Raw genomic sequence first — 24250 nt, 5'->3', positions numbered from 1 at the left:
TCCGCTCATCGACGGCCGAGGCCTCAACCCTACCCATCGACGACGATGTGCGGACACTCCCGTCCCGGACCCTGCCCACGCCTCAGACCGCCGGCGCCGCGTCCCCCGCCGCTGCCGCCGGTGCTCCGGCCACCTCGAACGACGCCCCCGGCAACCGCTTCCGCATCACGTCGATCGCCGCAGGGTTGTCGTCCACCAGCACGTACCGCCGCCCCAGCGCCTGTGCCACGGCGCCCGTGGTCCCACTGCCCGCGAAGAAGTCGAGCACCCAGTCCCCCTCGCGCGAGGACGCCTGCACGATCCGCCGCAACACTCCCTCAGGCTTCTGCGTGGGGTAGCCGGTCTTCTCGCGGCCCGTCGGCGAGACGATCGTGTGCCACCAGACGTCGGTGGGCAGCTTGCCGCGCTCGCGTTTCTCGGGGGTGACGAGCCCCGGCGCCATGTACGGCTCGCGGTCGACCGCCTCGGAGTCGAACCAGTACCGCGATGGGTCCTTCACGTAGACCAGGATCGTGTCGTGTTTCGTCGGCCAGCGCGTCTTGGACTTGGCACCGAAGTCGTAGGCCCACACGATCTCGTTCAGGAACGACTCGCGGCCGAAGAGCGCGTCGAGCAGCACCTTGGCGTAGTGCGACTCGCGGTAGTCGAGGTGCAGGTACAGCGTGCCGTCGGCGGCGAGCAGCCGCCAGGCCTCGATGAGTCGGGGTTCGAGGAACGACCAGTAGTCCTCGAACCGGTCGTCGAAGCGCATCAGGTCGCCGCGCACCCGCTCGTAGGTCCGGCCGTGGAACCCCATCACGGGACCGTCGGCCTTCGGCACGGCGGACGTCGCGTGCCGCCGCTGGTACCGGCCGGTGTTGAACGGCGGGTCGAGGTACACCAGCGTGAAGGAGCCGTCCGGGTACGCGGGGACCACGTCGAGGGCGTCGCCGAGGACGACGCGGTCCGGGCCTCGGTCGTCTCCCCTGCGCACGGACCCATTGTCGCGCACCGAGCGAGCACGCTCGACGCGCACCGCACCGCACCGAGCGGACGCGCAGCACACGAAGCAGGCGTGCAGCACAGAGCGCACGTCCAGGCCCCGGCGTACGGTCGAGTGCATGGCAGCAGCACCCGAGGTCCGCAACGACACCGACAAGCAGCAGTACTCCCTGATCGAGGACGGCGAGGTCATCGGCCTCGCGGCGTACGAGATCGACGGCGACGAGATCCGCTTCGTGCACACCGAGGTCGATCCCGAGCACCGCGGTGGTGGGCACGCGTCGATCCTGGTGCAGCACGCGCTCGACGACGTGCGCGCGAGTTCGTCACGCCGGGTCGTCGCGCAGTGCAGCTACGTGCACGCGTGGATCGAGCGGCACCCGGACTACCAGGAGCTCACGACGCGCTGAGCGAGCAGCAGGTCGCGCAGCAACCCCCTCAGTACGAGCGGTCGTGCGTCCCGGCGCGGGCCTCGTGCCGCCCGGCGCTCCGCACCGTCGGCACCCGGATGAGCACGCTGCCGCTGAGCAGGTCGTGGTCGTCGTCTGCCGGCGACGGGGCCTGTTTCGGCAGGCGTGCCTGCCGTTCGTACTCGGCTTGCGTCTCGTGCCGGGTCGGTGCGAACACCTCGTCCAGCATCCCGACCATGCCTCCGGATCCACCGCTCCGCTGGGACTTGTTCGACAGGTCGATCCACCCCATGCGATCGGCGATCCACACCACGACGGCCACGGCGGCCACCGCCCCCAGGAAGATCAACCAGTTCACGGCAGCGACGCTACGTGGGCCGCGCGGCGAGCGGATCAGCCGCGCGGGGGATTCTCATCATCCACACGTCTGGTTCATGAGGTCGAGGCGCACACTCGAGTCAGCGGCGGCCGGAACGTCCCCCTCAGGTCCGGCCGTCGCGTCCACCGTCGATCGGGAACGGGGCTCACGGCACCCGCTCGAGCCACTCCTTCGTCGCGAACTTCGTCCGCACCAGCTCCTGCGCCCGCTCCCGCTCGGCCTCGGTGACGTGCCCTTCGGTCGCTCCGTACAGGCGGGTGAAGGTGCCGATCAGCCGCTCGATGATCTCGGCGCGGGACAGCCCCGTCTGCGAGCGGAGCGGGTCGACGCGCTTCGCGGCGCTGGTGGTGCCCTTGTCGCTCATCTTCTCGCGCCCGATGCGCAGCACCTGCACCATCTTCTCGCCGTCCATGTCGTAGCTCATGGTGGCGTGATGCAGCAGCGAACCGGTGCCGAGGCGCTTCTGTGCGGCCCCGCCGATCTTGCCCTTGGTCGAGGTGATGTCGTTGAGGGGCTGGTAGTACGCCTCGATGCCGAGCGACTTGAGCGCCTCGATCACCCATTCGTCGAGGAACGCGTACGAGTCGGCGAAGGTCATGCCCTGCACCAGGTCGGACGGCACGTAGAGCGAGTACGAGATCACGGCGCCCGCGTCCATGAACATCGCGCCGCCGCCGGAGATGCGTCGGACCACCTGCACGCCGTACTTCTCGGCGCCGGCGGGATCGACCTCGTTCTTCAGCGACTGGAACGAGCCGATGACGACGGCCGGCTGGTCCCACTCCCAGATGCGCAGCGTGGGACCGCGACGGCCGGCACCGACCTCTTCGGTCAGCACCTGGTCGAGCGCGAGGTGCTCGTTCGGGCTGATCGGCCCCTCGTGCACGATCTGCCAGTCGTGGTCGCGCCAGGTCGAGGCCCGCGACAGCGCGCGGCGCACCGCGACGCCGACGGACTCGGGCGTGAAGCCGAGCAGCACCGCATCGGTCGGCAGGGCCGCGCGCACGGCTGCGGCGATGCCCGCGGCGTCGGTGGTGGCGGGGAGCCCGTTCACGGCCGCGTCGATGAGCGGCAGCGCGTCGTCGGGTTCCAGGAAGAAGTCACCCGCCAGGCGGAACTGCTGGATCGTGCCGTCGACGACCTCGAGGTCGACGACGACCAGCTTGCCTCCGGGGACCTTGTACTCACCGTGCATGCCGCAACCCTATTCCGGACAGCCGACTGCCCGGCAGTGGGCCGGCCTGGTGACGGACTGGAGACCCGTGGCGGCGTCGCGACGGGCCTCCAGTCCGCCACCGGTCGCGTCGCAGGACGCGGCGAGCGCCGTCAGCGCGTTGTCACCCGGTCGAGCCACGCGACCAGGTCGCCCACGACCTCGTCGCGGTTCGTCTCGTTGTAGACCTCGTGCCGCGCGCCCTCGTACACCTGCACGGTCACGTCGGACAGCCGGCCGCGTCGGCGGTACGCCTGCGCCAGTCGCTCGACGGAGCGCGGCCCGCCGAGGGCATCGTCGGAGCCGACCTGCAGCAGCATCGGCAGGTCGTGCGGGATGCCCCGTCGCGGGACCCCGAGCAGTCGGAGGGTGTCGGCGAGCCCGAACAGCCCGATGACGTCGGCCTCGACCGCCAGGGGGTCGACCGCGACGGCGTCGATGATCTTCCGGTCGCGGGTGAGCCACTCGTACTTGGTGGGCCCCGACCCCGCGTGCCGGGCGTTGAGGTCGCCGCTGTTCATCCAGCCGGGCAGCCGGTAGGCACTCGCGGACAGGACGACGCCGTCGTAGCGGTCCGACGAGGTGTTCACGATCCGCTGCGCCATGAGCGACCCCCACGAGTGCCCGAGCAGCACGAGCGGCAGCCCGGGTTCGTCGGCCCGCGCGACCGCGCTCATCTGCTCCACCGCAGCGATCGCCGCGCGCAGGCCGCCGGGGCCGAGCCGACCGAGCTTGGTGTGGTCGCCGTCCCACTGGGTCAGCCCGGTGCGTCCGTGCCCGCGGTGGTCGTTGGCGTGCACGGTGTAGCCGGCGCGCACCAGGTCCTGCGCGAGCGGTTCGTACCGGAGCCCGTGCTCCCCGACCCCGTGCGCGATCTGCACGACGCCCTTCGGCCGCGCCGCACGCCAGGTCGAGTAGACGATCTCGACGCCGTGGGCGTCGGTGAACGAGGCGTCGCCGCGAGCGGCGGAGAAGGTGGGCACACCCGCATCTTCGCAGACGCGCTCCATCCCGGACCTGTTCACCCGGCGTTCACGCAGGGGGTTCCGGGCGGGCCTACCGTCCTGCGCATGGACGTCATCGTCATCGTCACGCTGGTGATCGTCGTGGCCCTCGTGTTCGACTTCACGAACGGCTTCCACGACACCGCGAACGCCATGGCCACGTCGGTCGCCACGGGAGCACTCAAGCCCCGGACCGCCGTGCTCATCTCCGCGGTGCTCAACGTGGTCGGCGCGTTCCTGTCGACCGAGGTCGCCAAGACCGTGTCGCAGGGCATCATCCGCGAGGGGCAGGACGGCATCCACATCTCCCCCACGATGATCTTCGCGGGGCTCGTCGGCGCGGTGCTCTGGAACCTGGCGACCTGGTACCTCGGGCTGCCGTCGTCGTCCACCCATGCGCTGTTCGGCGGGCTCATCGGCGCCTCGATCATCGGGGCGGGGCTGAACTCGATCAGCTGGGCGACGGTGGTGTCGAAGGTCGTGCTGCCGGCGCTGCTCTCCCCGGTCATCGCCGGGGTGATCGCCCTGGTCGCGACGTACCTGGCGTACGTGCTCACGAAGAACGCGACGACGCACGGTGCCGCGACCGGGTTCCGGCACGGGCAGACGATCTCGGCGTCGCTGGTGTCGCTCGCACACGGCACGAACGACGCGCAGAAGACGATGGGCGTCATCACGCTGACCCTCATCGCCGCGAACTACCAGGCCGCCGGCACCGGTCCGGCGCTCTGGGTGATCCTGGCCTGCGGACTCGCGATCGGCCTCGGCACGTACACGGGCGGCTGGCGGATCATGCAGACCGTCGGCAAGAAGATCTCCGACGTGCAGTCGCCGCAGGGCTTCGCCGCCGAGACGAGCTCCGCCGCGACGATCCTCATCTCGTCGCACCTGGGCTTCGCGCTCTCGACGACCCACGTGACGAGCGGCGCGGTCGTCGGCTCGGGCCTCGGCAAGAAGCTCGCCGACGTGCACTGGTCGGTCGTCGGCCGCATCGTCGTCGCGTGGGTGATCACGCTGCCCGCCGCTGCGGTGGTCGGGGCGCTCGCGACCTGGCTCGCGTCGACCTCCGCGTTCGGGCTGGTGCTCGTCGCGGTCCTCGCCCTGGCCGGCGGGCTCACCTTCTCCGTCCTCGCCAAGCGCAAGCCGATCTCGCACGAGGACATCACCACCGAGTCCGGGCCGTCCGAGCAGAGCGAGCCGCAGCCGACCGGCGTGACGAACTGAGGGGAACGACGATGGACATCGACTTCACCGCGATCGGCACCGTCGCCGGCGTCGGCTTCGTGGCCGCCGTGGGCCTGGTGCTCGTGTACACGCTCGGCCTGCGGCTGCTCGGGACGGGGCAGCCGGACGACGCGGGCGGCGAGCGCACCCAGTACTCCGACGAGAACCCGCGCTCCGGGCACACCCCGCCCGTCGCCCTGGCGGGTGCGGTGTTGTGCTTCGCCGTGTGTGTCGCCGCGGTCCTGGCGGGCGTCTGGTTGACGATCCCCCAGTTCCACTGAGGACGTTCCTTCCAAGAGCGCTCGCGCTGGGAAGCGGAATCGGGCGTACCTGGTCGAAACTCTCGACCAGGTACGCCCGTTCCGACCAGGTACGCCCGTTTCGACCAGGTACGCCCGGAATGATCGAGTGGTGACCGACCACACGAACGCGACCACCCACCACCACCTCGACACCGCGGTCGAGTCCGCCGTCGACGTCTTCACCGCCGAACGCCAGCCGGTCCTGACCGTGGAACCGGGCGACACGGTGACCGTCCGAACCCTGAGCGCCGCGGGCTACACGGAACGCCAGCCGGGCCCGGGCCTCGACGCCCCGACCCTGATCGACCCGCGCCGGGGGCACTGCCTGGTCGGGCCGATCGCCGTCGCGGGAGCACGTCCGGGGATGCTCCTGGCGGTGCACTTCGACGACCTCGTGCCCGACGACTGGGGCTACACGGCCTCGGGCGGGGTCGACTCACCGGTGAACCGCGCACTCGGCCTGACCGATCCGGCGTCGCGCGGCCCGCTGCTCTGGGACATCGACGTGTCCGCCGGAGTCGCCGTGAACCAGCTCGGCCTCGGGGTGCGGACGGCACCGTTCCTCGGCGTCGTCGGCGTCCCGCCCGAGCCCACCGGGGAGCACTCGACGATCCCGCCCCGCACGGTCGGCGGCGGCAACGTCGACTGCCGCGAGCTGATCGCCGGCTCGACCCTGTACCTGCCCGTGACGGTGCCGGACGCCCTGCTCCACGTCGGCGACGGGCACGCGGCCCAGGGCGACGGCGAGGTCTCCGGAACAGCGGTCGAGTGCGGCATGACCACGACGATGACCCTGACGCTCCTCGACCGGGCTCCGGTCGAGGGTGTGCACGCCGACACCCCCGCCGGACGCATCACCTTCGGCTTCGACGCGGACCTCAACGTCGCGACGGCCACGGCGCTCGACCGGATGGTCGACTGGATCGCCGGGCTGCACGGGATCGGCCGCGCCGAGGCCCTGGCGATGGCGAGCGTGGCGGTGAGCATGCGCATCACGCAGGTCGCGAACCGCACCTGGGGCGTGCACGCCCTGCTCCCGCACGACGCGATCCTGACGGACGCGCGGCACTGAGGCCGGGAGGCCCGCCCCACGCGAGCCGACCGGCGCACGCTGGGCGGGCCTCCCGTCCGACGTTCCTTCCCATCGCACCCGGCCTGGAAAGCGGAAACGGGCGTACCTGGTCGAAAGAATCGCCCAGGTACGCCCGTTTCCACCAGGTACGCCCGGAACGACCAGGTGCACCGAGCCGTCAGTGGGCGGAGTAGCCGCCGTCCACCAGGTGGTAGCTGCCCGTGATGAACGAGGCCTTGTCGCTCAGCAGGAACAGCACGAGCGCGGCGACCTCGGCGTCGGTGCCGAGCCGCTTCGAGGCGTGCTCGTCCTCGAGTGCCGCGATGGCCTCGGGCGAGAGCGACTTGCGGAGCAGCGGGGTGTCGATGAACCCGGGGCCCACGGCGTTCGTGCGGACGCCCTGCGACGAGTACTCCAGCGCGGCGACCTTGGTCAGCCCGGCGAGCGCGTGCTTCGAGGCGACGTAGGCCGCGTTCTGCGCCATGCCGACCGTGCCGAGCACCGACGCCATGTTCACGATCGCGCCACCGCCGGCAGCCACCATCGCGGGGATCTCGTAGCGCAGCCCGTAGAAGACGCCGTCCAGGTCGACCGCACGGACGCGGTCCCAGGCGGCGATGTCGTACTCGCCGATCGGCTGCGGTGCTGCGCCGATGCCGGCGTTGTTCACGGCCAGGTGCAGCGCGCCGAACGTGTCGACCGCGAACTGCACCATGCGCTCGTTGTCCGCGGCGACCGCGGAGTTCGCCTCGAACGCGCGGGCGGTGCCACCGGCCTCCACGATCGACGCGGCGACGCGCTCGGCGCCCGCCAGGTTGATGTCGGCGACGACCACCGTGGCGCCCGCCGCGGCGAGCTCCTTCGCGACGGATTCGCCGATGCCGCTGCCACCACCGGTGACGACGGCGACCTTGCCCTCGAACTCGGACATGTTCTCCTTCTCTCTCGGCAACACGTGTTGTCTAAGACCACGGTACACCCGAAATCAAGTTCGTTCGCTGAACTAATGAGATAGGCTAACGATCGATGACCGACGCCACCGACCTCCGCATCGCGGTGAACCGGCTGTCCCGCACACTCCGTGCCCAGAAGGCCGACACGAGCGTCACGGACGCGCAGTTCTCGGCCCTCGCCCGGCTGCACCGCGACGGCGCCATGACCCTGGCCGACCTGAGCCGACAGGACGGCGTGACCCCGCCCTCGATGACGAAGACCGTCGCGGTGCTGGTCGAGCGGGGCCTGGTGTCGAAGTGCGGGCACGGGGACGACCGCCGCAAGGTGCTGCTCGGTGCGACACCCGCCGGGGCCGCCTTCGTCGAGGAGACCCGACGCCGCCGCGACGGCTGGCTCACCCCCCGACTCGCAGCGCTCACCGCCGACGAGCGGAGCACCCTCGCCGACGCCACCGAGATCATGAGGAGGCTGGCCCAGCAGTGACCGCCATGTTCCGCTCCCTCGCCGGACGCAACTACCGGATCTGGTTCGCCGGGGCCCTGGTGTCGAACGTCGGCACCTGGATGCAGCGCACCGCCCAGGACTGGATCGTGCTGACCCAGCTCTCCGACGACGACGCCGTCGCGGTGGGCATCACGATGGCCCTGCAGTTCGGCCCCCAGCTGCTGCTCCTGCCGCTCACCGGGCTCGCCGCCGACCGGTTCGACCGCCGGAAGATGCTCATGCTCACCCAGGGCCTGATGGGGCTGCTCGGGCTGGGACTCGGCGTCATGGTCCTCACGCACACCGCCACCCTGCTCGCGCTGTACGGCTTCGCCCTGGCACTCGGCATCGTCGCCGCGTTCGACGCCCCGATCCGGCAGGCCTTCGTCTCCGACGTCGTGCAGGGCGAGGACGTCTCGAACGCCGTCGCCCTGAACTCCGCGTCGTTCAACGCCGCACGCCTGATCGGCCCCGCGGTCGCCGGGGTGCTCATCGCGGCGATCGGCTCCGGATGGGTGTTCGTCATCAATGCCGGGTCGTTCCTGGCGGTCCTGCTCGCACTCCGCTTCGTCGACCCCGCCCAGCTCGCCGAACGGGTCCGGGCGGGCCGCGGCAAGGGGCAGATCGTGGCCGGCTTCCGGTACGTCCGCACCCGGCCGGACATCGTCGTCGTGCTCTGCATGATCTTCGTCGTCGGCACGTTCGGCGTGAACTTCCCGATCTTCACCTCGACGATGGCGCGGGTCGAGTTCCACCAGGGCGCCGGCGAGTTCGGGCTGCTCAACTCGGTGATGGCGGTCGGCTCGGTGCTCGGCGCGCTGCTGTCCGCCCGCCGGGACAGGCCGCGGATGCGCACCCTCGTGCTCGCCGCCGGCGGGTTCGGGCTCGCGTGCACCGCCGCGGCCCTCGCCCCGACGTACTGGACCTTCGCGATCGTGCTGGTGTTCGTCGGGCTCGCGTCCCTGACCTTCATGACCACGGCGAACGCCCTGGTGCAGACCACGACGAAGCCCGCGATGCGCGGCCGCGTGATGGCGCTCTACATGGCGATCTTCGCGGGCGGCACCCCCATCGGCGCCCCGCTCGTCGGTGCCGTCGCCGACGCCTTCGGCCCACGCTGGGCGATCGTGGTCGGCGCGGCCTCGGGCTTCGTCGCACTCGGGATCGCGCTCGTCTGGCTCGTCCGGTACCAGCGGGTCCGGTTGCGCTACGACGCCGACTCACGGCTGCACCTGGCGATCACGCACGCCGTGCCGGTGGTCGGCTCACGCGCGGCGCTCCGCCGCGAGCTGGAACGCGACGAGACGCTCGCCGACCGCTCCAGCTCCGTCTGACGGACCGACGGGTCGACCTGTCCGTCGGCTGACGGCCCGTGACACACCGGCCGTCGGACGGGAGGCCCGCAACGGCGCCGCCACGGGCCTCCCGTCCGACGCCACCCCCGCCCACGGCCGCGGTCGCGAGGCACGGACCGACCCCGTTCCGGGCCCGCGCGCCGTCGGTCAGAGCACGGGTGCGGACGACGCGAAGACCCGCTCGTCGAGGGCCGCGGCGACGCGGTCGGCAGCCACCGCCAGCCGTTGCCCGACGTCGCCCGCCACGGCGAGCGCCGACTCCTCGGGGATGCCGTCGAGCAGGGCGCGGACCTCGTCGAACCCGGCGACCTCGTCCGCGACGCAGGACGGGGCGACGTCGGCCAGGCACTCGGCCGCGCGGTGCACGGTGAAGCGCAACGACCGTGGGCTGTGTGCGTCGAGGAGCAGGAAGGCGGCAGCGTCGGACGGCACCGGATGGTGGTCGCGTCCGCGCAGGAAGGCCTCGCCCGCGCCGCACGCCCGGAGCGCCGCCGTCCACGAGGTGACCGCGTCCGGCTCGAGCAGCCGCGACGCCAGCAGCCGTGCGGTGGAGGCACAGCGGGTGAGTGATCGTCCGAGGGTGAAGAACTCCCACACCTCGTCACGGCTGGCGTCCCCCTCGACCACCCCGATGGCGAGGGCACTGCGCTCCCGCACCCAGCCGAGGAACTCGTGCGCACGGTCGGGGGCGATCTTCCGGGGCATCCTCGACCGCGTCACGTCGAGGCAGTCCCAGAGCTCGCTCGAGACGACCTCGCGGGCACGGCGTGCGTGGTCGCGGGCGACGGCGACCGCTGCAGCGATGGACGCGGGCTCGTGCCGGTCGAGCGCGAGGGCGTCGACGGTGGCGGCGCGGTCCGGGTCGTTCGCGGGGCCGGTGGTCCCGATGACGCTGCGGAGCTCGGTGGACACGAGCCGGTCGTCGTCCAGGGTGCCTGGTTCTCGGCGAGCGACGTAGACGTCGAGCAACCGTGCGACGACGTCGGTGCGCTCCACCGCGCTCCCCACGTGGAAGACGTTCCCCGCGAGGCGGCTCAGCACGGCTGCTCCTGCATGTCGAGAACCTAACGAGCCGGCGTTGCCGGGGTGTTACAGAACCGCGTCACGGGTGTTGCAGTGTCCCGTCTCCGCGCTCGCTAGACAAACTAACTAGAGCGTCTAGCATTGGGGCATGACGTCCGAGGTGATGACCAGCACCGCGGGGTACTGGTACGAGGACTCCGCGGTCTCCGCCGTGGACGTCCTCAACGCCCTGCGGCGGTACCGAACGGCCGAGAGCGCTGCCCAGCGCCGAGCGCGCGAGGCACTGGGGATCGGCGAGAACGCACTGCTGGCGCTCCGGTTCCTGATCGACGCCGAGCACGACGGCCGCACAGTCAACGCGAAGGACCTCGCCGAGCGGCTCGAGATCACGGCGGCGTCGACGTCGGCGCTCGTCGACCGGCTCGTCCGCAGCGGCCACGTCGAACGGCACGCCGACCCGAACGACCGCCGTGGCGTGATCCTCACCGCCACCGGCACCTCGATGCGGCACGCGCTCCGGGTCATCGAGGAGCTCGACGCCCGCGCGCTCGAGGTCACCGAGCACCTGCCGAGCAACGAGATGGCCGTGGTCGTGGACTTCCTGGACGAGATGGTCCGCGTCGTGGACGAACTCGACGCCGGGTCGGACCACTCCCGTCGCGCGTAGCCTGGACCGCATGGACCCTCGCGGCGAGCACCACCCCGAGGACGACATGCCGTTCGCCGAGCTCGACTCGCGGGCCCGTGCCGACGCCGCACTCCGACGCATCCAGGCCGGGTCCGATCCGGCCGGTGAGGCGTTCGACCTCGCCAACACCATGAACGACGAGGCCGTGGGGCGGCTCACGAAGCGCCTGCGGCGGCTGTTCCGCCGGGGCTGACCGCCCCCGTCAGAACGCGGTGCCGACCGCGGCGATGTCGTCGCCCCCGTGCCCGGCTGCGCTGGCATCGGCGTAGACGCGCCCGAGTGCCTCGAGCAGCGTGGTGGACACCCCTGCGGTCCCGGCGGCATCGGTGATGAGCCCGATGTCCTTCCGCAGGCCGTCGAGTGCGAACTGCGCGGGGAACTCGCGGGCGATCATCGCGGCACCCTTGGTGTGGGCGTAGGCGGAGTCGCTCGCACTGCCCTCGATGGCCTGCAGGAACAGCGCGGGGTCGAGCCCGAGCGCCGCCGCGAGAGCCAGGGACTGCCCGGTCGCCGCGGTGATCGACGCGATCCAGGCGTTGGCGGCGAGCTTGAGTGCGGTGCCGTCGCCGACCTGGTCGCCGGCGCGGACGGTCTTCGCGCCGATCGCGTCGAGCACGGGGTCGACACGGTCGAGCAGGTCTGCCGGGCCGGCCGCGAGCATCGTGAGCTTGCCCTGTTCGGCGGGGGCCTTCGTGCCGAGCATCATCGCCTCGACCAGGGTGATGCCGTACTTCTCGGCCAGTTGCACGACCGTCGCGGTGCCGTCGACGCCGATCGTCGAGGCCTGCACCCACACGGCGTCGGTTGGGGCGTCACCGGCGGCCTGCTCGAGGACGTCGACGACCGCATCGGTGTCGAACAGGGTGAGCAGGACGACCTCGGCGTGCTCGACGGCACTGCCCGGGTCGCTCGCCACCGTCGCGCCGCGGTCGCCCAGGGGTGCGGCCTTGTCGGCACTCCGGTTCCAGACCGTCACCTCGTGGCCGTCGCGGAGCAGTGATCCAGCCACGCCGGCGCCCATCGCACCCGTCCCCAACACCGTCACTCGCACGTGCGTCTCCGTCCTGGCGCGGCTCCGTGCCGCGACCGTCCCGACGCTACGCCCGACGCCGTCAGAGGAGCCCGCGAGCCCGCAGCCAGGCGGCCGGGTCGATCGGGGTGCCGGCCACGATGACCTCGAAGTGCAGGTGGGCGCCGGTCGAGACCCCTGTGTTGCCGACGGCCCCGAGCCACTCCCCCACGCGGAGGACCTGGCCGGGGCGGACGTCGATCGCCGACAGGTGCCCGTACCGCGTCGCGGTGCCGTCGGCGTGCCGCAGGAGGACCTGGTTGCCGTAGCCACCGAGCACACCCGCCGAGACGACCCGGCCGGGCAGCGCGGCGACGACCGGGGTCCCGATGGCCGTGGCGAAGTCGACCCCCTGGTGGTTCGACGAGCAGGCCGCGCAGCCGACGACCCAGCGGGAGCCGAAGGCTCCGGCGTCCGGGATCGCACCGGCCGTGGGGCGGACGGCTCCACCGGTCGGGCCCGAGCCACCGGGAACCCGGAGGGCTGCCGCAGCACGACCCACCGAGAAGTCGTCGCGGCCGGCGGTCGGCCCGGTCGAACCGTCGGCGACGAAGTGCTGCATGCCGGCGGATGCCGACGTGGGTTCCGGAGCGGCCGGAGCGGCGACGGCGGTCTGCGGGGAGCCGACCGCGATGAACAGGCACGTGACGGCGGTCACCGCCGCGGCGGGCAGTGTCCGCCGGGCGGGGATCCGGAAGGGCGGGAGGCGGCGGCGCGCGGGAGCGGCCGGCTGCGCGACCCGGGTCGGCTGCGCGGCCTGCGTGGGCCGAGTCGGCTGTGCGGCCCGCGTGGGCCGGATGGGCCGGATGGGCCGGATGGGCCGGGTGGAAGCCGGGGTGACGGGAGGGGGCACCGCCACCCCGGCGGCTCGGAGGGGCCGCGGCTGCGCAGCGTGCCGTGCACGGCGCAGCGGGGGCGCGGTCGGTCGGTCGGCGGTGCGGCGCTCGGCTCCGCGCGGGCGCCGGGGCAGACCGTCGTCGAGGGTCGTCATCGTGCGGTGACCGGCCCGGTCAGACGCGGACGACGCCGTCACGGGCGATCCGGTCCAGCTCGCACACGACGGCGTCGACGACCGCGCGGGTGATCGCGTCGGCGACGGTCTCGACCAGGACGAGGTGCTCGGGACGGATCGTGACCTCGGTCACGAGGGCCGATGCCACCCGCACCGGGATCTCGTCGATCGCGGCGACGAGGGCGGCCGGCACCAGCGTGGAGTCACCCGGGCGGACGGGCGCGGAAATCGGTGAGGTCGGTGCCGGGGTCACGACGGCGAGCGCCGGCGACGGGGTGGAGTGCGGCGCGTCGGCCTGATCGCGGCGCTGGGCGATGGAGTCGAAGAGCGGGGTGGAGGACATGCTGCGGATGGTCCGATCTGGATGTCGTGGCTGGTCGTTCTCGGGCGACCGGCGATGGCGGCGTGCCGAGCGGCACGTCCGCCATTCAACCATCGATATTTCAGATTTGCAATAGTGACCGGACAGTCGCGGTGGTCAGTCCGGGTCGACGGCAGCCGCGGTCGGGTCGTCCGGCTGCAGCGCACGACGGACCCGTTCCACGATCGTCGCCGGCGGGTTGTTGTAGGCGTTCGCCGGCTCCTGGCCGCTGAGCTCCTGGATCGCCGCCATCACCGCATCGGTCGCGTGGCGCCGAGCACGACCGGACGACGCCTCGCCGAAGGACGACAGGTCGATCGGCTGCCCGAACTCGATCGTCACGCGGGCGAGCTTCGGCAGCCGGGACCCGACCGGCTGCACGTCCTCGGTGCCCGTGAGCGCGACGGGCACCACGGGGGCGCCGCTCGTCAGCGCCAGCCATGCCACGCCCGTGCGGCCCTTGTAGATCCGGCCGTCGAGCGAGCGCGTGCCCTCCGGGTAGATCGCGAACGCCTCGCCCTCCTGCAGGCGTGCCAGCCCGAGGTCGAGGGCCTGCTGGGCCGCCGCACCCGCGCCACGCTCGACCCCGATGGCGCCGATGCCACCGAAGAACGCCCGCGAGACGGCTCCCTTGAGACCCGAACCCGTGAAGTACTCCTGCTTCGCCAGGAACGACACCTTGCGCGGCGCCATGAGCGTGATCGCGGGCGAGTCGATGAACGAGCGGTGGTTGCTCGCGAGGATCACCGGGCCGCGCTTCGGGACGTTCCGACGACCGATGATCTTCGGGCGCCACAGCAACCGGGCGAGCGGGGTCACCACCGCGCGACTGAGCACGGTGGCGAACTTCGTCGAACCGGACACCGGACCTCCTCGTGGTGACGAGCTACCGAGTGTAATGAGGCGCGCGGAGGGCACATGCCCGGAACGGCATGCAGTGGCGGCAGAGCGTCAGTCGGCCGCCGCGACGACGTCGAGGACCGCGCGCCCGTACCGCTCGAGCTTCGCTGCGCCGACGCCGGAGATCTCGCCGAGCTGGTCGACGTCGGCGGGGCGGACGGCGGAGATGCCCCGGAGTGTCGCGTCGTTGAACACCACGTACGCGGGGACGCCCTGCTCGCGAGCCTCGGCAGCACGCCAGGCACGAAGGGCCTCGAACAGGCCGACCGCTTCCTGCGGCATGTCGGTGACAACCGTCCGTCGACTGCTGCGGCCGGCGCGCGGCGCCTTGACCGGGTCGCGACGCATCCGCACCTGCACCTTGCCCGTCAGGACCTCGGCGCTCGTGGGACTGAGGACGACGGTGCCGAAGCCGTCGCCCGACACCGCCGCGTAGCCCTGGGCCAGCACCTGTCGGGCGACCGCCCGCCACTCGGCCTCGGACAGGTCGGCGCCGATGCCGAAGGTCGCCAGGGTGTCGTGCTGCAGCTCCTGCACGCGGGGCGACCGCTTGCCGATCAGGATGTCGACGAGGTGCGCCACGCCGTACCGCTGGCGACGCTCACGCTCGAGCCGCACGACGGTGGACAGCAGCTTCTGCGCGGGGACCGTGCCGTCCCACGACTCCGGCGGCGCGATGCACGTGTCGCAGTTGCCGCACGCCGTGCTCTCCTGCCCGAAGTACGCGAGCAGCCGCACCCGGCGGCACTCGATCGTCTCGCACAGGCTGAGCATGGCGTCGAGGTGGGCGCTGAGCTGTCGACGGTGTGCTGCGTCGCCCTCGGACTGGTCGATCATCCGCCGCTGCTGCACGACGTCGTTCAGGCCGTACGCGAGCCACGCGGTGGCCGGCAGCCCGTCACGACCCGCACGGCCCGTTTCCTGGTAGTACCCCTCGACCGACTTCGGCAGGTCGAGGTGCGCCACGAACCGGACGTCGGGCTTGTCGATGCCCATGCCGAACGCGATGGTCGCCACCATGACGACACCGTCCTCGCGCAGGAACGTCGACTGGTTGCGGGCACGCACCCGGGCGTCGAGGCCCGCGTGGTACGGCAGGGCGTTGATCCCCTGCTCGGCCAGGGCCGTCGCGGTGCGCTCGACGGAGTTGCGGGACAGGCAGTACACGATGCCGGCGTCGCCGCTGTGCTCCGTGCGGATGAAGGTGAGCAGCTGCTGCAGCGCGCCGGTCTTCGGCTCGATGCGGTACTGGATGTTCGGCCGGTCGAAGTCGGCGACGAAGTGCGCGGCGTCGTCGAGGCCGAGCCGGGCGGAGATCTCGCGGTGGGTCTGCGGCGTCGCGGTGGCGGTCAGGGCGATGCGCGGCACCGTCGGCCACCGCTCGTGCAGGACGCTCAGCTCGAGGTAGTCCGGGCGGAAGTCGTGACCCCACTGGGCGACGCAGTGTGCCTCGTCGATGGCGAACAGCGAGACGCGCGCCCGGTCGAGGAGCGCTCGGGTGGACTCGAGCCGGAGCCGTTCGGGCGCGAGGTAGAGCATGTCGACCTCGCCCTGCACCACGGCACGCTCGACCCGGGACCGTTCGTCGGGGCCCTGCGTGGAGTTGAGGAACGCGGCCCGGACCCCGTTCGCCGCCAGGGCGTCGACCTGGTCCTGCATGAGGGCGATGAGCGGCGACACCACGACCCCGACGCCGTCACGGACGAGCGAGGGCACCTGGTAGCACAGGGACTTGCCGCCACCGGTCGGCATGAGCACGAGGGCGTCGCCACCGGCCACCACCTGGTCGATGATGGCCGCCTGCTCACCACGGAAGGCGTCGTAGCCCCACACGCGGTGCAGCACGTCGAGCGCAGCGGCACGGGGTGCGGACACGGCAGCGGGAGCAGACACGGCAGCGGGCGCGGGCGTGGTGCTCATGCCACGAGCCTACGGGCGACCGGCGACACCCACCGCACTGTCCACAGCACCGTCCGTGCCGGAGTCGGCACGGTGGTCGGAACCGGCCACGTCGTCGGCGCGGGCCGGCGTGGTCGCCCAGCCCGTGCCTCCAGGCCGGGTCCAGCGAACGCCGCTCGCCCAGGCCGGGGTCACACCGCGGAACCGGGGTGCCTCGTGCCCGGCGAACCGGCGGTCCAGCTTCCGCCACCACGCCAGGAACTCGACCATGGCCCAGAACGCGAGCGACGTGCCGAGGGTGACGAGGGTCCCCTGCCACGTGCCGTTCGCGTCCGACGAGGTCAGGTCGACCTTCGACCAACCGGGCGCCTGCAGCACGAAGATCATGATGTTGTTGAAGGCGTGCTGCAGGACCGTGGCCTCGAGCCCGCCGGTCCGGAGGACGATGATCGCCGCGATCAGGCCGAACGAGCCGACGTCGAGGATGCCCCAGACGTTGTAGCCGTTCGGGATGTGCAGCACCGCGAAGACGACCGTCGAGACCGCCACGGCGATGATCGTGCCGACGCGACGCGGGATCCACGACGCGACGGTCTGCATGAGGAAGCCGCGGAAGATGTACTCCTCGGCAGCGCCCTGGAACGGGACGAGCAGGACGACGAGGACGATCGTCAGGGTGAGGGTGCCGAGGGAGACCGTCGACTGGCCGATCGCGTCGTGGTTCCAGGCGAAGCCGCCGTCGGTCGTGATCATCCCGCCGTCCCAGAACAGGCCGGTCTGGACGACGAACATGACCGCGGCGATGACGAGCGTCGGCAGCAGACACCACGCCGTCCAGGCCCACCGGACCCGGAAGCGCGTCGACGACAGGATGCCGGCCGGTCCGATCCGCGCGATCTTCACGGCGAGCAGGATCCCCGGCAGCAGGACCACGAGCGACACCAGGGTCAGCGAGAGGGTCAACGGATCGGTCGGGTCGAGGGCACCGCTCTGCAGGTCGTCGAGCAGGCCGTACAGCCCGGACGCACCCCCGACCGCGGCGACCGGGATGAAGTAGGCGACCGTGATCAGGATCTGCGACACGAGGTACCACCCCGCCAGGAACGCGAGCGCCACGAGCGGCCGCCACCACCTCCAGCGCGCGTCGATCCGGGGCAGGCGCTGGTAGGGAACACTCACGCACCGCAGGCTACCGCGCGGGGCAGGATGGGAGCCGTGCTCACCGTCCTGTTCGGCCTGTCCGGCGCGATCGTCTACGGGTTCGCCGACTTCCTGGGCGGCCTCGCCTCGCGCCGGGTCCGGCCGGTCGTCGTCGCCGCGGTGGCGGCCGCGATCGGGGTCGTCCCGTTGCTGGTCGGCCTATTGGTCCTCGGTGGCGTGTTCTCGTGGCCGGCCGCGGTCTGGGGTGCGGTCGCGGGGCTCTCGGGCGGCGTCGGGGTGCTGCTGCTCTACGCGGCACTCGCGATCGGGCCGATGAGCGTGCTCTCCCCCGTCACCGCCGTGTTCGCAGCCGTCGTGCCGGTGCTCGTCGCGGTGCTCCGCGGCACGGTGCTGTCACCGGTGGCCACCGGGGCGCTCGTGGTCGCGGTCGTCGCGGTGGTCCTGGTCGCGGTGGTCCGGAACGCCTCGGGCGCACGGCTGACCGCCCGAGGCGTGGTCGCCGCCGCCGTCGCCGGGTGCGGCTTCGGCGGGATCGTGCTGGCCTACGACATGACGCCGTCGGACTCGGGCGTCGCACCCCTCGTGGTCGCGCGGGTGCTGCAGGCGGTGCTGCTGGGCGCGGCGGCGATCGTCGTCGTGCTCCGGACGGGAGGCCCGGTGCACGCCCCGACGGCGACGGCCCGCTCCGACGGGGCTGCCGCCGTCCGCGAGCCTCGGTCGGGTCGCGCATGGGGTCCGCGGCTGCTGGTCACCGTGGCCGTGTGCGGCGTCTTCGACGCCATGGCGAACGTCTTCATCCAGGCGGGGCTGCACAGCAGCGACGACCCGGCGACCCTGCCCGTCGTGAGTGTGCTCAACGCGCTCTACCCGATCGGCACGGTGGTGCTGGCCGGCGTGGTGCTCCGGGAACGGTTGACCGCGCAGCAGTGGATCGGCATCGTGCTGGCGTTCGTCGCGTCGGTGGCGCTGGCGCTGGCGTAGCGCGCGGCGCGGTCAGGCGTCGGGGATGAGGCGCTTGCCGAGCGAGACCGTGCGGTCGTCGGTGTAGCCGAGGGACGCGTAGAACCCGAGCACCTGCTCGTTGCCCGCACGCACCTGCAGGTTGAGCTTCGGGCAGCCGAGGTCGGTCAGGAGCCGCTCGAACTCGGCCATCAGGGTGCGACCGAGGCCGGAGCCCTGCAGGTCCGGGCGCACGGCGAGGTAGTTCACCCAGCCGCGGTGCCCGTCGAAGCCGGCCATGCCCGCGGCGACCACGTCGGTGTCGGCGGTGTCTGTGTCATCGCCGTCGGTGCCGTCCGGCTCGGCGACCAGGAAGAGCTCGGGCTGGACGGTCAGCTTGCGCTCGATGTCGCGCCGGGGGTCGTTCCAGGGGCGGACGAGCCCGCAGGATTCCCACAGTGCGACGACCGCGTCGGTGTCCTCGGTGCGGAAGGGGCGGATCCGGTACTCCATGCCCCCACGTTAACGGGGGTGGGGAGAACGTCGTCACCGGCCTGTCGTCGTGATCTGATAGACCTGTCCGACCACCCAGCCGATCAGGAGCCCCGTGACCGCACACGACACCATCCCGTCGCGCCGCAGCGCACGGGACGACGAAGCCGGCTCGCGGTCCCGGCGTTCCCCGCGCAGACGCCAGACGGTCGGCGGCGCGATCGTGTCGCTCATCGCCGAGTTGCTCATCATCGCGGGCGCCGGCACCGGCCTGTACGTCGTGTGGACGGCGTGGTGGACCGACGTGGTCGCCGTGAACGAGCAGACGAAGCTCGTGCAGGGCCTCGACCAGGTCAAGACCCCGAAGGTCGAGGGCACCGAGCACCGCGGCACCGCACCCGTGCTGGACGAACCGCCGGCGTTGTCGGACGTGTTCGGGACGATGCAGATCCCCCGGTTCGGCAACGACTACAACCGGCCGATCGGCGAGGGCACGGATCGTGAGAAGGTCCTCAACACCATCGGGCTCGGGCACTACCAGGGCACCGCGATGCCCGGTGCACCCGGCAACTTCGCCGTCGCCGGACACCGGGTCACCTACGGCAAACCCCTCAACCAGATCGCGGAGCTGAAGAAGGGCGACTCGGTCGTGGTCCGGGTCACCGACGCGAAGACGAAGTTCGACGTCTGGTACGTCTACAAGGTCACCGACAGCCAGATCGTCACGCCCGACAAGATCGAGACGATCGCGCCGGTGCCGAACAAGCCCGGCGTGGAACCGACCGCCCAGGACCGCTGGCTCACGCTGACCGCCTGCCACCCGATGTGGTCGGCGGCGGAGCGGTACGTGACGCACGCGAAGCTCGACTACTGGATGCCCGCGTCCGAGGGCACCCCGAAGGAACTCTCGGAGACGGCCAAGTGATCTTCCCCCTGGTCTGGCGGCTGCTGCCCGGCCCCACCGCCCTGAAGGTGCTCGAGCTGCTGGTCCTGCTCGCGGCGATCGTGTTCGTGCTGTTCCAGTGGGTGTTCCCGTGGATCGCAGCGGACATCCTGCCGCCGCCGGACGGCACGGTGGGGGCCACGCCGACCCCGTAGCGTCTGGTCTGGTCTGGTCAGACCGTGGTCGTCACCCGCGACCCGCCGGTCGGGGTGCGGCGCACGGCGATCCGCTCCGGGATCCGCTGCTTGAGTTCTTCGACGTGGCTGACGATCCCGACCTGTCGCCCGCCCGCGGTCAGTCGGGACAGCTGCCCGATGACGTCGTCGAGGGTCTCGGGGTCGAGTGTGCCGAACCCCTCGTCGACGAAGAGCGTGCCGAGCGACACCCCGCCGGCCTCGGCCTGCACGACGTCGGCCAGCCCGAGCGCCAGGCACAGTGACACGGTGAACGTCTCGCCGCCCGACAGGCTGCGGGGGTCACGGACGGTGTCGGTCGTGTGGTCGTGCACGGCGAGGGCGAGCCCCGTCCGTCGCGACCGTGACCCGGATTCCCGTTCGTCGGAGGTCTCGATGGTGAACCGCCCGGCGAGCATGCCGCGCAACCGGTCGTTCGCCGCCGCCACGACGTCCTCGAAGCGCCGCATGAGCACGTAGGTGCCGAGCGTGATGCCTGTCGGGTTGACCGAAGCCACGCCGTTCGCGACGTCGGCGAGCCGGACGACGGCGCGGCTGCGGGCCGAGGTCTCCTGTCGCGCACGGACGGTGCGGTCGACCTCGGTCGCACACTGCTCGACGGCCTCGGCGCGGTGCGCTGCGGTCACCGCGAGCCGGATGGCTTCGTCGAGCTCGGCCGTCGCGCGGACCCGTTCGGCCTGCGCCGCCGGCACGTCGAGCTGCTCCGGATCGTCGTCGGCGGCCTGCACCACCGCGGGGTCGTCGAGCCCTGCCCGCACGACGGCGCGTTCGGCCTCGGCTGCGCTGATGCTGCTGCGGAAGCGCGCGACGGTGTCGGGGTCGAGCAAGCCGGCGCGTGCGGCATCGACGTCGGGGAAGGCCTGCACGTCGAGGACCCGGGCCACCTCGGCGCTGCGCTCGTCGCGGGCTCGGGCCGCGGCCGCCGCACGGTCGTCGGCCTCGGCGACGGCGCGGAGCACCGTCAGCCGCCCGTCGAGCTCGTCGACCACGGCACGGAGCGAGACAGGGGCGCTGCCGTCGTCGCTGTCGAGCAGTGCTCCGAGCCGGTCGATCGCCTCGTGCACCGATCGCAGGTCGGCCTCGAGCCGCTCGGCATCGGAGGCCGCGGTTGACGCGAGCACCGTGCGCCGGGCGTCGAGATCGTTCCGCTCACGCTCGAGCGCCCGGGTCGCGGTGTCGTGCGCCGTCCGCTCGCGCTCGTGCTCCAGCACCAGCGCCGCAGCGTCGTGCGCCGCTCGGACCCGCTCGTCGGCGGCCACCGCCATCGCGTCGAGGGCGATGGTGTCGACCGTGCCGACGACGCCGGTCAGTCGGAGGTGCTCCGCACGTTCGACGGCCAGGTCGGCCGCGGCGTCGGCGAGCTGCTGGTCGGCCCGACGCGTGGCGTCGCCCGCGGACTCCACCGCTTGGATCGTCGGGTGGTCGTCCTGCGGCGCGGCCACCGACGGGTGCGCGGTCGACCCGCAGACCGGGCACGGGTCGCCGGGGGTCAGCGCGGCACCGAGCTCTCCGGCGAGCCCGGCGATCCGGCGCTCGCGCAGGGAACGTTCGGCATCGAGCGCCTCGGTGGCCCGACGGCGGGCATCGGTCACGATGCGTTCGGCATCGGCGACGCGCTGCTCGGCGCGGTCGCGCGCGGCCAGGTCGGCACGGAGCGACTGCACCCGAGCGACCTCGTGCGCGGCGGCGTCGGCGTCGGCAGCGGTCGCCGAGGCGGTCCGGGCGGCCTCGACGATCCGTGCTCGTTCCGACGGCCGTGCCTCGAGCGCGGTGTCGAGGGCGGCGAGGTCGTCGGTGAGTCGCGATGCGGTCGCGGTGGCCTCGGCGATCGCGGTGCGCCTGGCATCCGCTTCGGCCTCGACCGCGACGAGGTGCCGGACGTCGGACAGGGCGTCGGTCAGCGTGTCGCGGCGCCGGACGATCTGCTCTGCGTCGACGGCGGAGAGCGCGTGCTGGTCGCGCAGCCGGGCCGCTGCCGCGGCGGTGTCGTCCGCCCGTACGGTTGCGGCGTCGAGGCCGTCGGCCACCGCGGCGACCCGGGCGGCGCGATCGGCCGTCGCGACCGCGGCCCGTGCCTGCTCGATCGCCGGGGCGTCTTCGTCGAGGAGCGCCTGCCGCCGCAGCAGCGCCGCTCGTCGCTCGAGGGCGGCCGCACGGGCCGTCACCGATCGTTCGTGCTCGGTCGCCGCCGTCGCAGCGGCAGCCGCAGCCGTCCGGGCTGCCCCGGCTGCGTCGGCCGTCGCGCGGAGGAACGCCACCGTGTCGGGGACGACGGACTCGTCGGCATCGGCGAGGTCCGCCGCCTGCGCGAACCGGGCCAGGGCGTCGCGGACGCGGTCGTCGGCTCCCTCGACCTCGGCCTGCACGGCTCGGCGGCGAGCGGCGAGTTCGTCGGCGGTGCGGTCGTAGACCTGGGTGCCGAACAGCGACTGCAGGAGCTTCCGGCGGTCTTCACCCGGGGAGCGGAGGAACCGTGCGAACTCACCCTGCGGCAGCACCACGGTCTGCAGGAACTGCGCGCGGTCGAGCCCGACGATCCGGGCGATCTCGACCCCGACCTCGGGGATGCGGGACGACATGGGTTCGCCGGCGACGTCGGTGGGCGCGGCGAGTCGGAACAGCTGCACGGACGCCTGCTGCTTCACCGTGCCGGTCCCCCGCTGCTTCGGGCGGTCGTACTGCGGGGTGCGCCGGACCCGGAACATGCCTGCACCGGTCTCGAACACGAGCTCGACGAACGGTTCGACCGCGGGGTCGGCGTGCTGGCTGTGCAGCCGGTCGGAACTGGCGTCGGAACCGGCGAGTCCGCCGTACAGGGCGAACACGACGGCGTCGATGATCGTCGACTTGCCGGAACCGGTCGGCCCCTCGAGCAGGAAGACCCCGGACGCGGCCAGCGCCGCGAAGTCGATCGTCACGAGGTCGGGGTACGGCCCGATGGCGCGCAGTTCGAGTCGGTGCAGGTACATCAGCGGTCCCCCTCGCGCTGCAGGGCGAACGCCGCGGCCTCGTACGCCTCGGTCAGCACCGCCCGTTCGTCGTCGTCGGGCAACCCGCCGGTGGCGAAGGCCACGAAGTCGCCGGCGACCTCGACCGGGTCGGACGTGGCGGTGACGGCCCGCGCGGCGGTGGCGGCCGGCCGGTCCGCCGGCTCGTGCGTGATCGCCAGGGCGTGCGGGAAGAGGTCCTTCACGCGGGCGTACATGCGTTCCGGGTGCACGGTGTCGGTCACCGCGACGCGGACCCAGGCGTCGGCATCGGCCCGGAACTCCCCGGACTCGATGGCGTCGATGCTGCCCCGGACGTCGACGAGCCGCCGCGGCACCGGGGTCGGTACGAGCTCGACAGTGACGGCACCCACCGCGTCGAGGTCGGCGATGGTCACGGACTTCCGCTGGTGCCGCTCGCCGAACGAGAACGCCAGCGGGGACCCGGCGTACCGGATCCGGTCGTCGTCGCCGACGCGCTGCGGGCCGTGCAGGTGCCCGAGGGCGACGTAGTCGAACCCGTCGAACACGGACTCGGCCACACGGTCGACCCCGCCGACGCGGATGTCCTGCTCGCTGTCGCTCGGGTCGGCGCCCCCGACGAAGGCGTGTGCGACGACGACGCTCCGGGTGCCGGCCCGCGTCTCGAGGTCGGCGCGGATCCGTTCGGTGGCGGCGTGCACGACGGCGTGGTGTGAGCGGGCGAGGGGTTCGTCGGGGACCGCCGCCAGGGCGTACCGCGTGAGGTCGGGGTGCAGGTACGGGATGCCGTACACGGCCACCGGGCCGTCCTCGTCGGTCACGAGCACCGGATCGGCCACGTGTCCGGGCTCGGCGAGGATGCGCACGCGCTGCCCCATCACGCCGGCCCCGAAGCCGAGCCGCGCGGCGGAGTCGTGGTTGCCCGGCGTGAGGACCACCGTGGTGGTCTCGGCGAGGCGCTCGAGCACGCGGGAGAGCATGCGGACGGCGTCCACCGGCGGGATCGCGCGGTCGTAGACGTCGCCGGCGATGACGACGAGGTCGACCGCCCGTTCGCGGGCGAGGTCGACGAGCCAGTCGGTGAACGCGGCCTGGTGCTCGAGCAGGTCGGCACCCAGCAGTGTGCGACCGAGGTGCCAGTCGCCGGTGTGCAGGATCCGCATGCGGCCACGGTAACGCCGGCCGGGGACATCCCCGGACACCTCGCGGTGCCCTGTGGACAA

The 24250-nt window shown here is 72.3% G+C and carries 26 protein-coding genes; 11 read left to right on the top strand and 15 right to left on the bottom strand.

Annotated features, from left to right (window positions below):
* Positions 1 to 82: 82 nt before the first annotated feature.
* Positions 83 to 973: a site-specific DNA-methyltransferase gene (locus tag DEJ27_RS02450; protein WP_110858951.1), complete on the bottom strand. Its 891-nt coding sequence runs from the start codon at positions 971 to 973 to the stop codon at positions 83 to 85.
* 127 nt (positions 974 to 1100) lie between these two features.
* Between DEJ27_RS02450 and DEJ27_RS02445 the strand changes: the two genes are divergently transcribed.
* Entirely contained in the window at positions 1101 to 1391 is a 291-nt protein-coding gene (locus DEJ27_RS02445) for a GNAT family N-acetyltransferase (RefSeq protein ID WP_027465074.1), read from the top strand.
* A gap of 28 nt (positions 1392 to 1419) precedes the next feature.
* Here the strand turns inward: DEJ27_RS02445 and DEJ27_RS02440 are convergent, their stop codons facing one another.
* The 3 genes from DEJ27_RS02440 to DEJ27_RS02430 all read right to left on the bottom strand — a co-directional run bounded on the left by DEJ27_RS02440 (position 1420) and on the right by DEJ27_RS02430 (position 3966).
* The gene (locus DEJ27_RS02440; RefSeq protein ID WP_110858882.1) at positions 1420 to 1749 is read right to left on the bottom strand and encodes a hypothetical protein; all 330 of its coding nucleotides are present in this window, start codon (positions 1747 to 1749) and stop codon (positions 1420 to 1422) included.
* A gap of 166 nt (positions 1750 to 1915) precedes the next feature.
* Positions 1916 to 2965, bottom strand: coding sequence for a biotin/lipoate A/B protein ligase family protein (locus DEJ27_RS02435; protein ID WP_027465073.1), 1050 nt, complete (start codon positions 2963 to 2965; stop codon positions 1916 to 1918).
* 131 nt (positions 2966 to 3096) lie between these two features.
* Positions 3097 to 3966, bottom strand: coding sequence for an alpha/beta hydrolase (locus tag DEJ27_RS02430; RefSeq protein WP_110858950.1), 870 nt, complete (start codon positions 3964 to 3966; stop codon positions 3097 to 3099).
* Between the two features lie 87 nt (positions 3967 to 4053).
* On the opposite strand from DEJ27_RS02430, the gene DEJ27_RS02425 reads away from it, so the two are divergent.
* The 3 genes from DEJ27_RS02425 to DEJ27_RS02415 all read left to right on the top strand — a co-directional run bounded on the left by DEJ27_RS02425 (position 4054) and on the right by DEJ27_RS02415 (position 6585).
* The gene (locus DEJ27_RS02425) at positions 4054 to 5211 is read left to right on the top strand and encodes an inorganic phosphate transporter (protein ID WP_111090239.1); all 1158 of its coding nucleotides are present in this window, start codon (positions 4054 to 4056) and stop codon (positions 5209 to 5211) included.
* A gap of 11 nt (positions 5212 to 5222) precedes the next feature.
* Positions 5223 to 5492, top strand: a complete 270-nt coding sequence (locus DEJ27_RS02420) for a hypothetical protein (RefSeq protein ID WP_110858880.1) — start codon at positions 5223 to 5225, stop codon at positions 5490 to 5492.
* 130 nt (positions 5493 to 5622) lie between these two features.
* Positions 5623 to 6585, top strand: coding sequence for an acetamidase/formamidase family protein (locus DEJ27_RS02415; protein ID WP_110858949.1), 963 nt, complete (start codon positions 5623 to 5625; stop codon positions 6583 to 6585).
* A 178-nt stretch (positions 6586 to 6763) separates the two neighbouring features.
* Here DEJ27_RS02415 and DEJ27_RS02410 read toward each other — a convergent pair whose 3' ends face one another.
* Entirely contained in the window at positions 6764 to 7516 is a 753-nt protein-coding gene (locus DEJ27_RS02410) for an SDR family NAD(P)-dependent oxidoreductase (protein ID WP_071406021.1), read from the bottom strand.
* 95 nt (positions 7517 to 7611) lie between these two features.
* Between DEJ27_RS02410 and DEJ27_RS02405 the strand changes: the two genes are divergently transcribed.
* Together DEJ27_RS02405 and DEJ27_RS02400 are read left to right on the top strand one after the other, a co-directional pair.
* Entirely contained in the window at positions 7612 to 8022 is a 411-nt protein-coding gene (locus DEJ27_RS02405) for a MarR family winged helix-turn-helix transcriptional regulator (RefSeq protein WP_110858879.1), read from the top strand.
* Positions 8019 to 9356: an MFS transporter gene (locus DEJ27_RS02400; RefSeq protein WP_181419961.1), complete on the top strand. Its 1338-nt coding sequence runs from the start codon at positions 8019 to 8021 to the stop codon at positions 9354 to 9356. The genes DEJ27_RS02405 and DEJ27_RS02400 overlap by 4 nt, the downstream gene beginning before the upstream one ends.
* A gap of 168 nt (positions 9357 to 9524) precedes the next feature.
* Here DEJ27_RS02400 and DEJ27_RS02395 read toward each other — a convergent pair whose 3' ends face one another.
* Complete coding sequence (locus DEJ27_RS02395; RefSeq protein WP_110858878.1) at positions 9525 to 10418, bottom strand: alpha-E domain-containing protein; 894 nt, start codon at positions 10416 to 10418, stop codon at positions 9525 to 9527.
* A 130-nt stretch (positions 10419 to 10548) separates the two neighbouring features.
* Here DEJ27_RS02395 and DEJ27_RS02390 point away from each other — a divergent pair, with 130 nt between their 5' ends.
* Together DEJ27_RS02390 and DEJ27_RS02385 are read left to right on the top strand one after the other, a co-directional pair.
* Positions 10549 to 11067 carry a MarR family winged helix-turn-helix transcriptional regulator gene (locus DEJ27_RS02390; protein WP_110858877.1) on the top strand — a complete coding sequence of 173 codons (519 nt, stop codon included), beginning with the start codon at positions 10549 to 10551 and terminating at the stop codon, positions 11065 to 11067.
* A 10-nt stretch (positions 11068 to 11077) separates the two neighbouring features.
* Positions 11078 to 11281 (top strand): hypothetical protein, encoded by a 204-nt coding sequence (locus DEJ27_RS02385; protein WP_110858876.1) that lies wholly within the window; start codon positions 11078 to 11080, stop codon positions 11279 to 11281.
* A gap of 9 nt (positions 11282 to 11290) precedes the next feature.
* On the opposite strand, the gene DEJ27_RS02380 is transcribed toward DEJ27_RS02385, so the two are convergent.
* The 6 genes from DEJ27_RS02380 to DEJ27_RS02355 form a co-directional block, all read right to left on the bottom strand.
* Positions 11291 to 12127 (bottom strand): NAD(P)-dependent oxidoreductase, encoded by an 837-nt coding sequence (locus DEJ27_RS02380; RefSeq protein ID WP_258369785.1) that lies wholly within the window; start codon positions 12125 to 12127, stop codon positions 11291 to 11293.
* A gap of 73 nt (positions 12128 to 12200) precedes the next feature.
* The gene (locus DEJ27_RS02375) at positions 12201 to 12815 is read right to left on the bottom strand and encodes a M23 family metallopeptidase (RefSeq protein ID WP_220032914.1); all 615 of its coding nucleotides are present in this window, start codon (positions 12813 to 12815) and stop codon (positions 12201 to 12203) included.
* A gap of 352 nt (positions 12816 to 13167) precedes the next feature.
* Complete coding sequence (locus DEJ27_RS02370; protein ID WP_110858874.1) at positions 13168 to 13512, bottom strand: hypothetical protein; 345 nt, start codon at positions 13510 to 13512, stop codon at positions 13168 to 13170.
* Between the two features lie 135 nt (positions 13513 to 13647).
* Positions 13648 to 14394, bottom strand: a complete 747-nt coding sequence (locus tag DEJ27_RS02365) for a 1-acyl-sn-glycerol-3-phosphate acyltransferase (RefSeq protein WP_027465061.1) — start codon at positions 14392 to 14394, stop codon at positions 13648 to 13650.
* A gap of 87 nt (positions 14395 to 14481) precedes the next feature.
* Positions 14482 to 16350, bottom strand: a complete 1869-nt coding sequence (recQ, locus tag DEJ27_RS02360; RefSeq protein ID WP_110858873.1) for a DNA helicase RecQ — start codon at positions 16348 to 16350, stop codon at positions 14482 to 14484.
* A gap of 9 nt (positions 16351 to 16359) precedes the next feature.
* Positions 16360 to 17508 (bottom strand): CPBP family intramembrane glutamic endopeptidase, encoded by a 1149-nt coding sequence (locus tag DEJ27_RS02355; protein WP_146238483.1) that lies wholly within the window; start codon positions 17506 to 17508, stop codon positions 16360 to 16362.
* Positions 17509 to 17544: 36 nt separating this feature from the next.
* Between DEJ27_RS02355 and DEJ27_RS02350 the strand changes: the two genes are divergently transcribed.
* A complete protein-coding gene (locus DEJ27_RS02350) occupies positions 17545 to 18471 on the top strand; it encodes an EamA family transporter (RefSeq protein ID WP_146244639.1) in 927 nt (308 codons plus the stop codon).
* A 12-nt stretch (positions 18472 to 18483) separates the two neighbouring features.
* On the opposite strand, the gene DEJ27_RS02345 is transcribed toward DEJ27_RS02350, so the two are convergent.
* Complete coding sequence (locus tag DEJ27_RS02345; RefSeq protein WP_110858870.1) at positions 18484 to 18942, bottom strand: GNAT family acetyltransferase; 459 nt, start codon at positions 18940 to 18942, stop codon at positions 18484 to 18486.
* A gap of 94 nt (positions 18943 to 19036) precedes the next feature.
* Between DEJ27_RS02345 and DEJ27_RS02340 the strand changes: the two genes are divergently transcribed.
* Both DEJ27_RS02340 and DEJ27_RS17645 read left to right on the top strand, forming a co-directional pair.
* Positions 19037 to 19846 carry a class E sortase gene (locus tag DEJ27_RS02340; protein ID WP_258369776.1) on the top strand — a complete coding sequence of 270 codons (810 nt, stop codon included), beginning with the start codon at positions 19037 to 19039 and terminating at the stop codon, positions 19844 to 19846.
* Positions 19843 to 20019, top strand: coding sequence for a hypothetical protein (locus DEJ27_RS17645; RefSeq protein ID WP_181419972.1), 177 nt, complete (start codon positions 19843 to 19845; stop codon positions 20017 to 20019). Before DEJ27_RS02340 ends, DEJ27_RS17645 begins: the two co-directional genes overlap by 4 nt.
* 17 nt (positions 20020 to 20036) lie before the next feature.
* On the opposite strand, the gene DEJ27_RS02335 is transcribed toward DEJ27_RS17645, so the two are convergent.
* Complete coding sequence (locus tag DEJ27_RS02335; protein ID WP_111090237.1) at positions 20037 to 23027, bottom strand: AAA family ATPase; 2991 nt, start codon at positions 23025 to 23027, stop codon at positions 20037 to 20039.
* Positions 23027 to 24190: an exonuclease SbcCD subunit D gene (locus DEJ27_RS02330; RefSeq protein WP_110858868.1), complete on the bottom strand. Its 1164-nt coding sequence runs from the start codon at positions 24188 to 24190 to the stop codon at positions 23027 to 23029. The genes DEJ27_RS02335 and DEJ27_RS02330 overlap by 1 nt, the downstream gene beginning before the upstream one ends.
* Between the last annotated feature and the right edge of the window lie 60 nt (positions 24191 to 24250).

It is taken from the genome of Curtobacterium sp. MCPF17_018 (assembly GCF_003234135.1).
GTDB classification, from domain to species: Bacteria; Actinomycetota; Actinomycetes; order Actinomycetales; family Microbacteriaceae; genus Curtobacterium; species Curtobacterium flaccumfaciens.
The sequence above is the reverse complement of the archived record's forward strand: the minus strand, read 5'-3'. Positions and strand labels throughout refer to the sequence as shown.

Bases quoted from the DNA above. Each gene is read 5' to 3' on its own strand.
- DEJ27_RS02445 (WP_027465074.1), top strand. From the start codon at position 1,101: ATGGCAGCAGCACCCGAGGTCCGCAACGACACCGACAAGCAGCAGTAC.
- DEJ27_RS02435 (WP_027465073.1), bottom strand. From the start codon at position 2,965: ATGCACGGTGAGTACAAGGTCCCCGGAGGCAAGCTGGTCGTCGTCGAC.
- DEJ27_RS02425 (WP_111090239.1), top strand. From the start codon at position 4,054: ATGGACGTCATCGTCATCGTCACGCTGGTGATCGTCGTGGCCCTCGTG.
- DEJ27_RS02420 (WP_110858880.1), top strand. From the start codon at position 5,223: ATGGACATCGACTTCACCGCGATCGGCACCGTCGCCGGCGTCGGCTTC.
- DEJ27_RS02410 (WP_071406021.1), bottom strand. From the start codon at position 7,516: ATGTCCGAGTTCGAGGGCAAGGTCGCCGTCGTCACCGGTGGTGGCAGC.
- DEJ27_RS02405 (WP_110858879.1), top strand. From the start codon at position 7,612: ATGACCGACGCCACCGACCTCCGCATCGCGGTGAACCGGCTGTCCCGC.
- DEJ27_RS02390 (WP_110858877.1), top strand. From the start codon at position 10,549: ATGACGTCCGAGGTGATGACCAGCACCGCGGGGTACTGGTACGAGGAC.
- DEJ27_RS02385 (WP_110858876.1), top strand. From the start codon at position 11,078: ATGGACCCTCGCGGCGAGCACCACCCCGAGGACGACATGCCGTTCGCC.
- DEJ27_RS02370 (WP_110858874.1), bottom strand. From the start codon at position 13,512: ATGTCCTCCACCCCGCTCTTCGACTCCATCGCCCAGCGCCGCGATCAG.
- recQ (WP_110858873.1), bottom strand. From the start codon at position 16,350: ATGAGCACCACGCCCGCGCCCGCTGCCGTGTCTGCTCCCGCTGCCGTG.
- DEJ27_RS02345 (WP_110858870.1), bottom strand. From the start codon at position 18,942: ATGGAGTACCGGATCCGCCCCTTCCGCACCGAGGACACCGACGCGGTC.
- DEJ27_RS02335 (WP_111090237.1), bottom strand. From the start codon at position 23,027: ATGTACCTGCACCGACTCGAACTGCGCGCCATCGGGCCGTACCCCGAC.
- DEJ27_RS02330 (WP_110858868.1), bottom strand. From the start codon at position 24,190: ATGCGGATCCTGCACACCGGCGACTGGCACCTCGGTCGCACACTGCTG.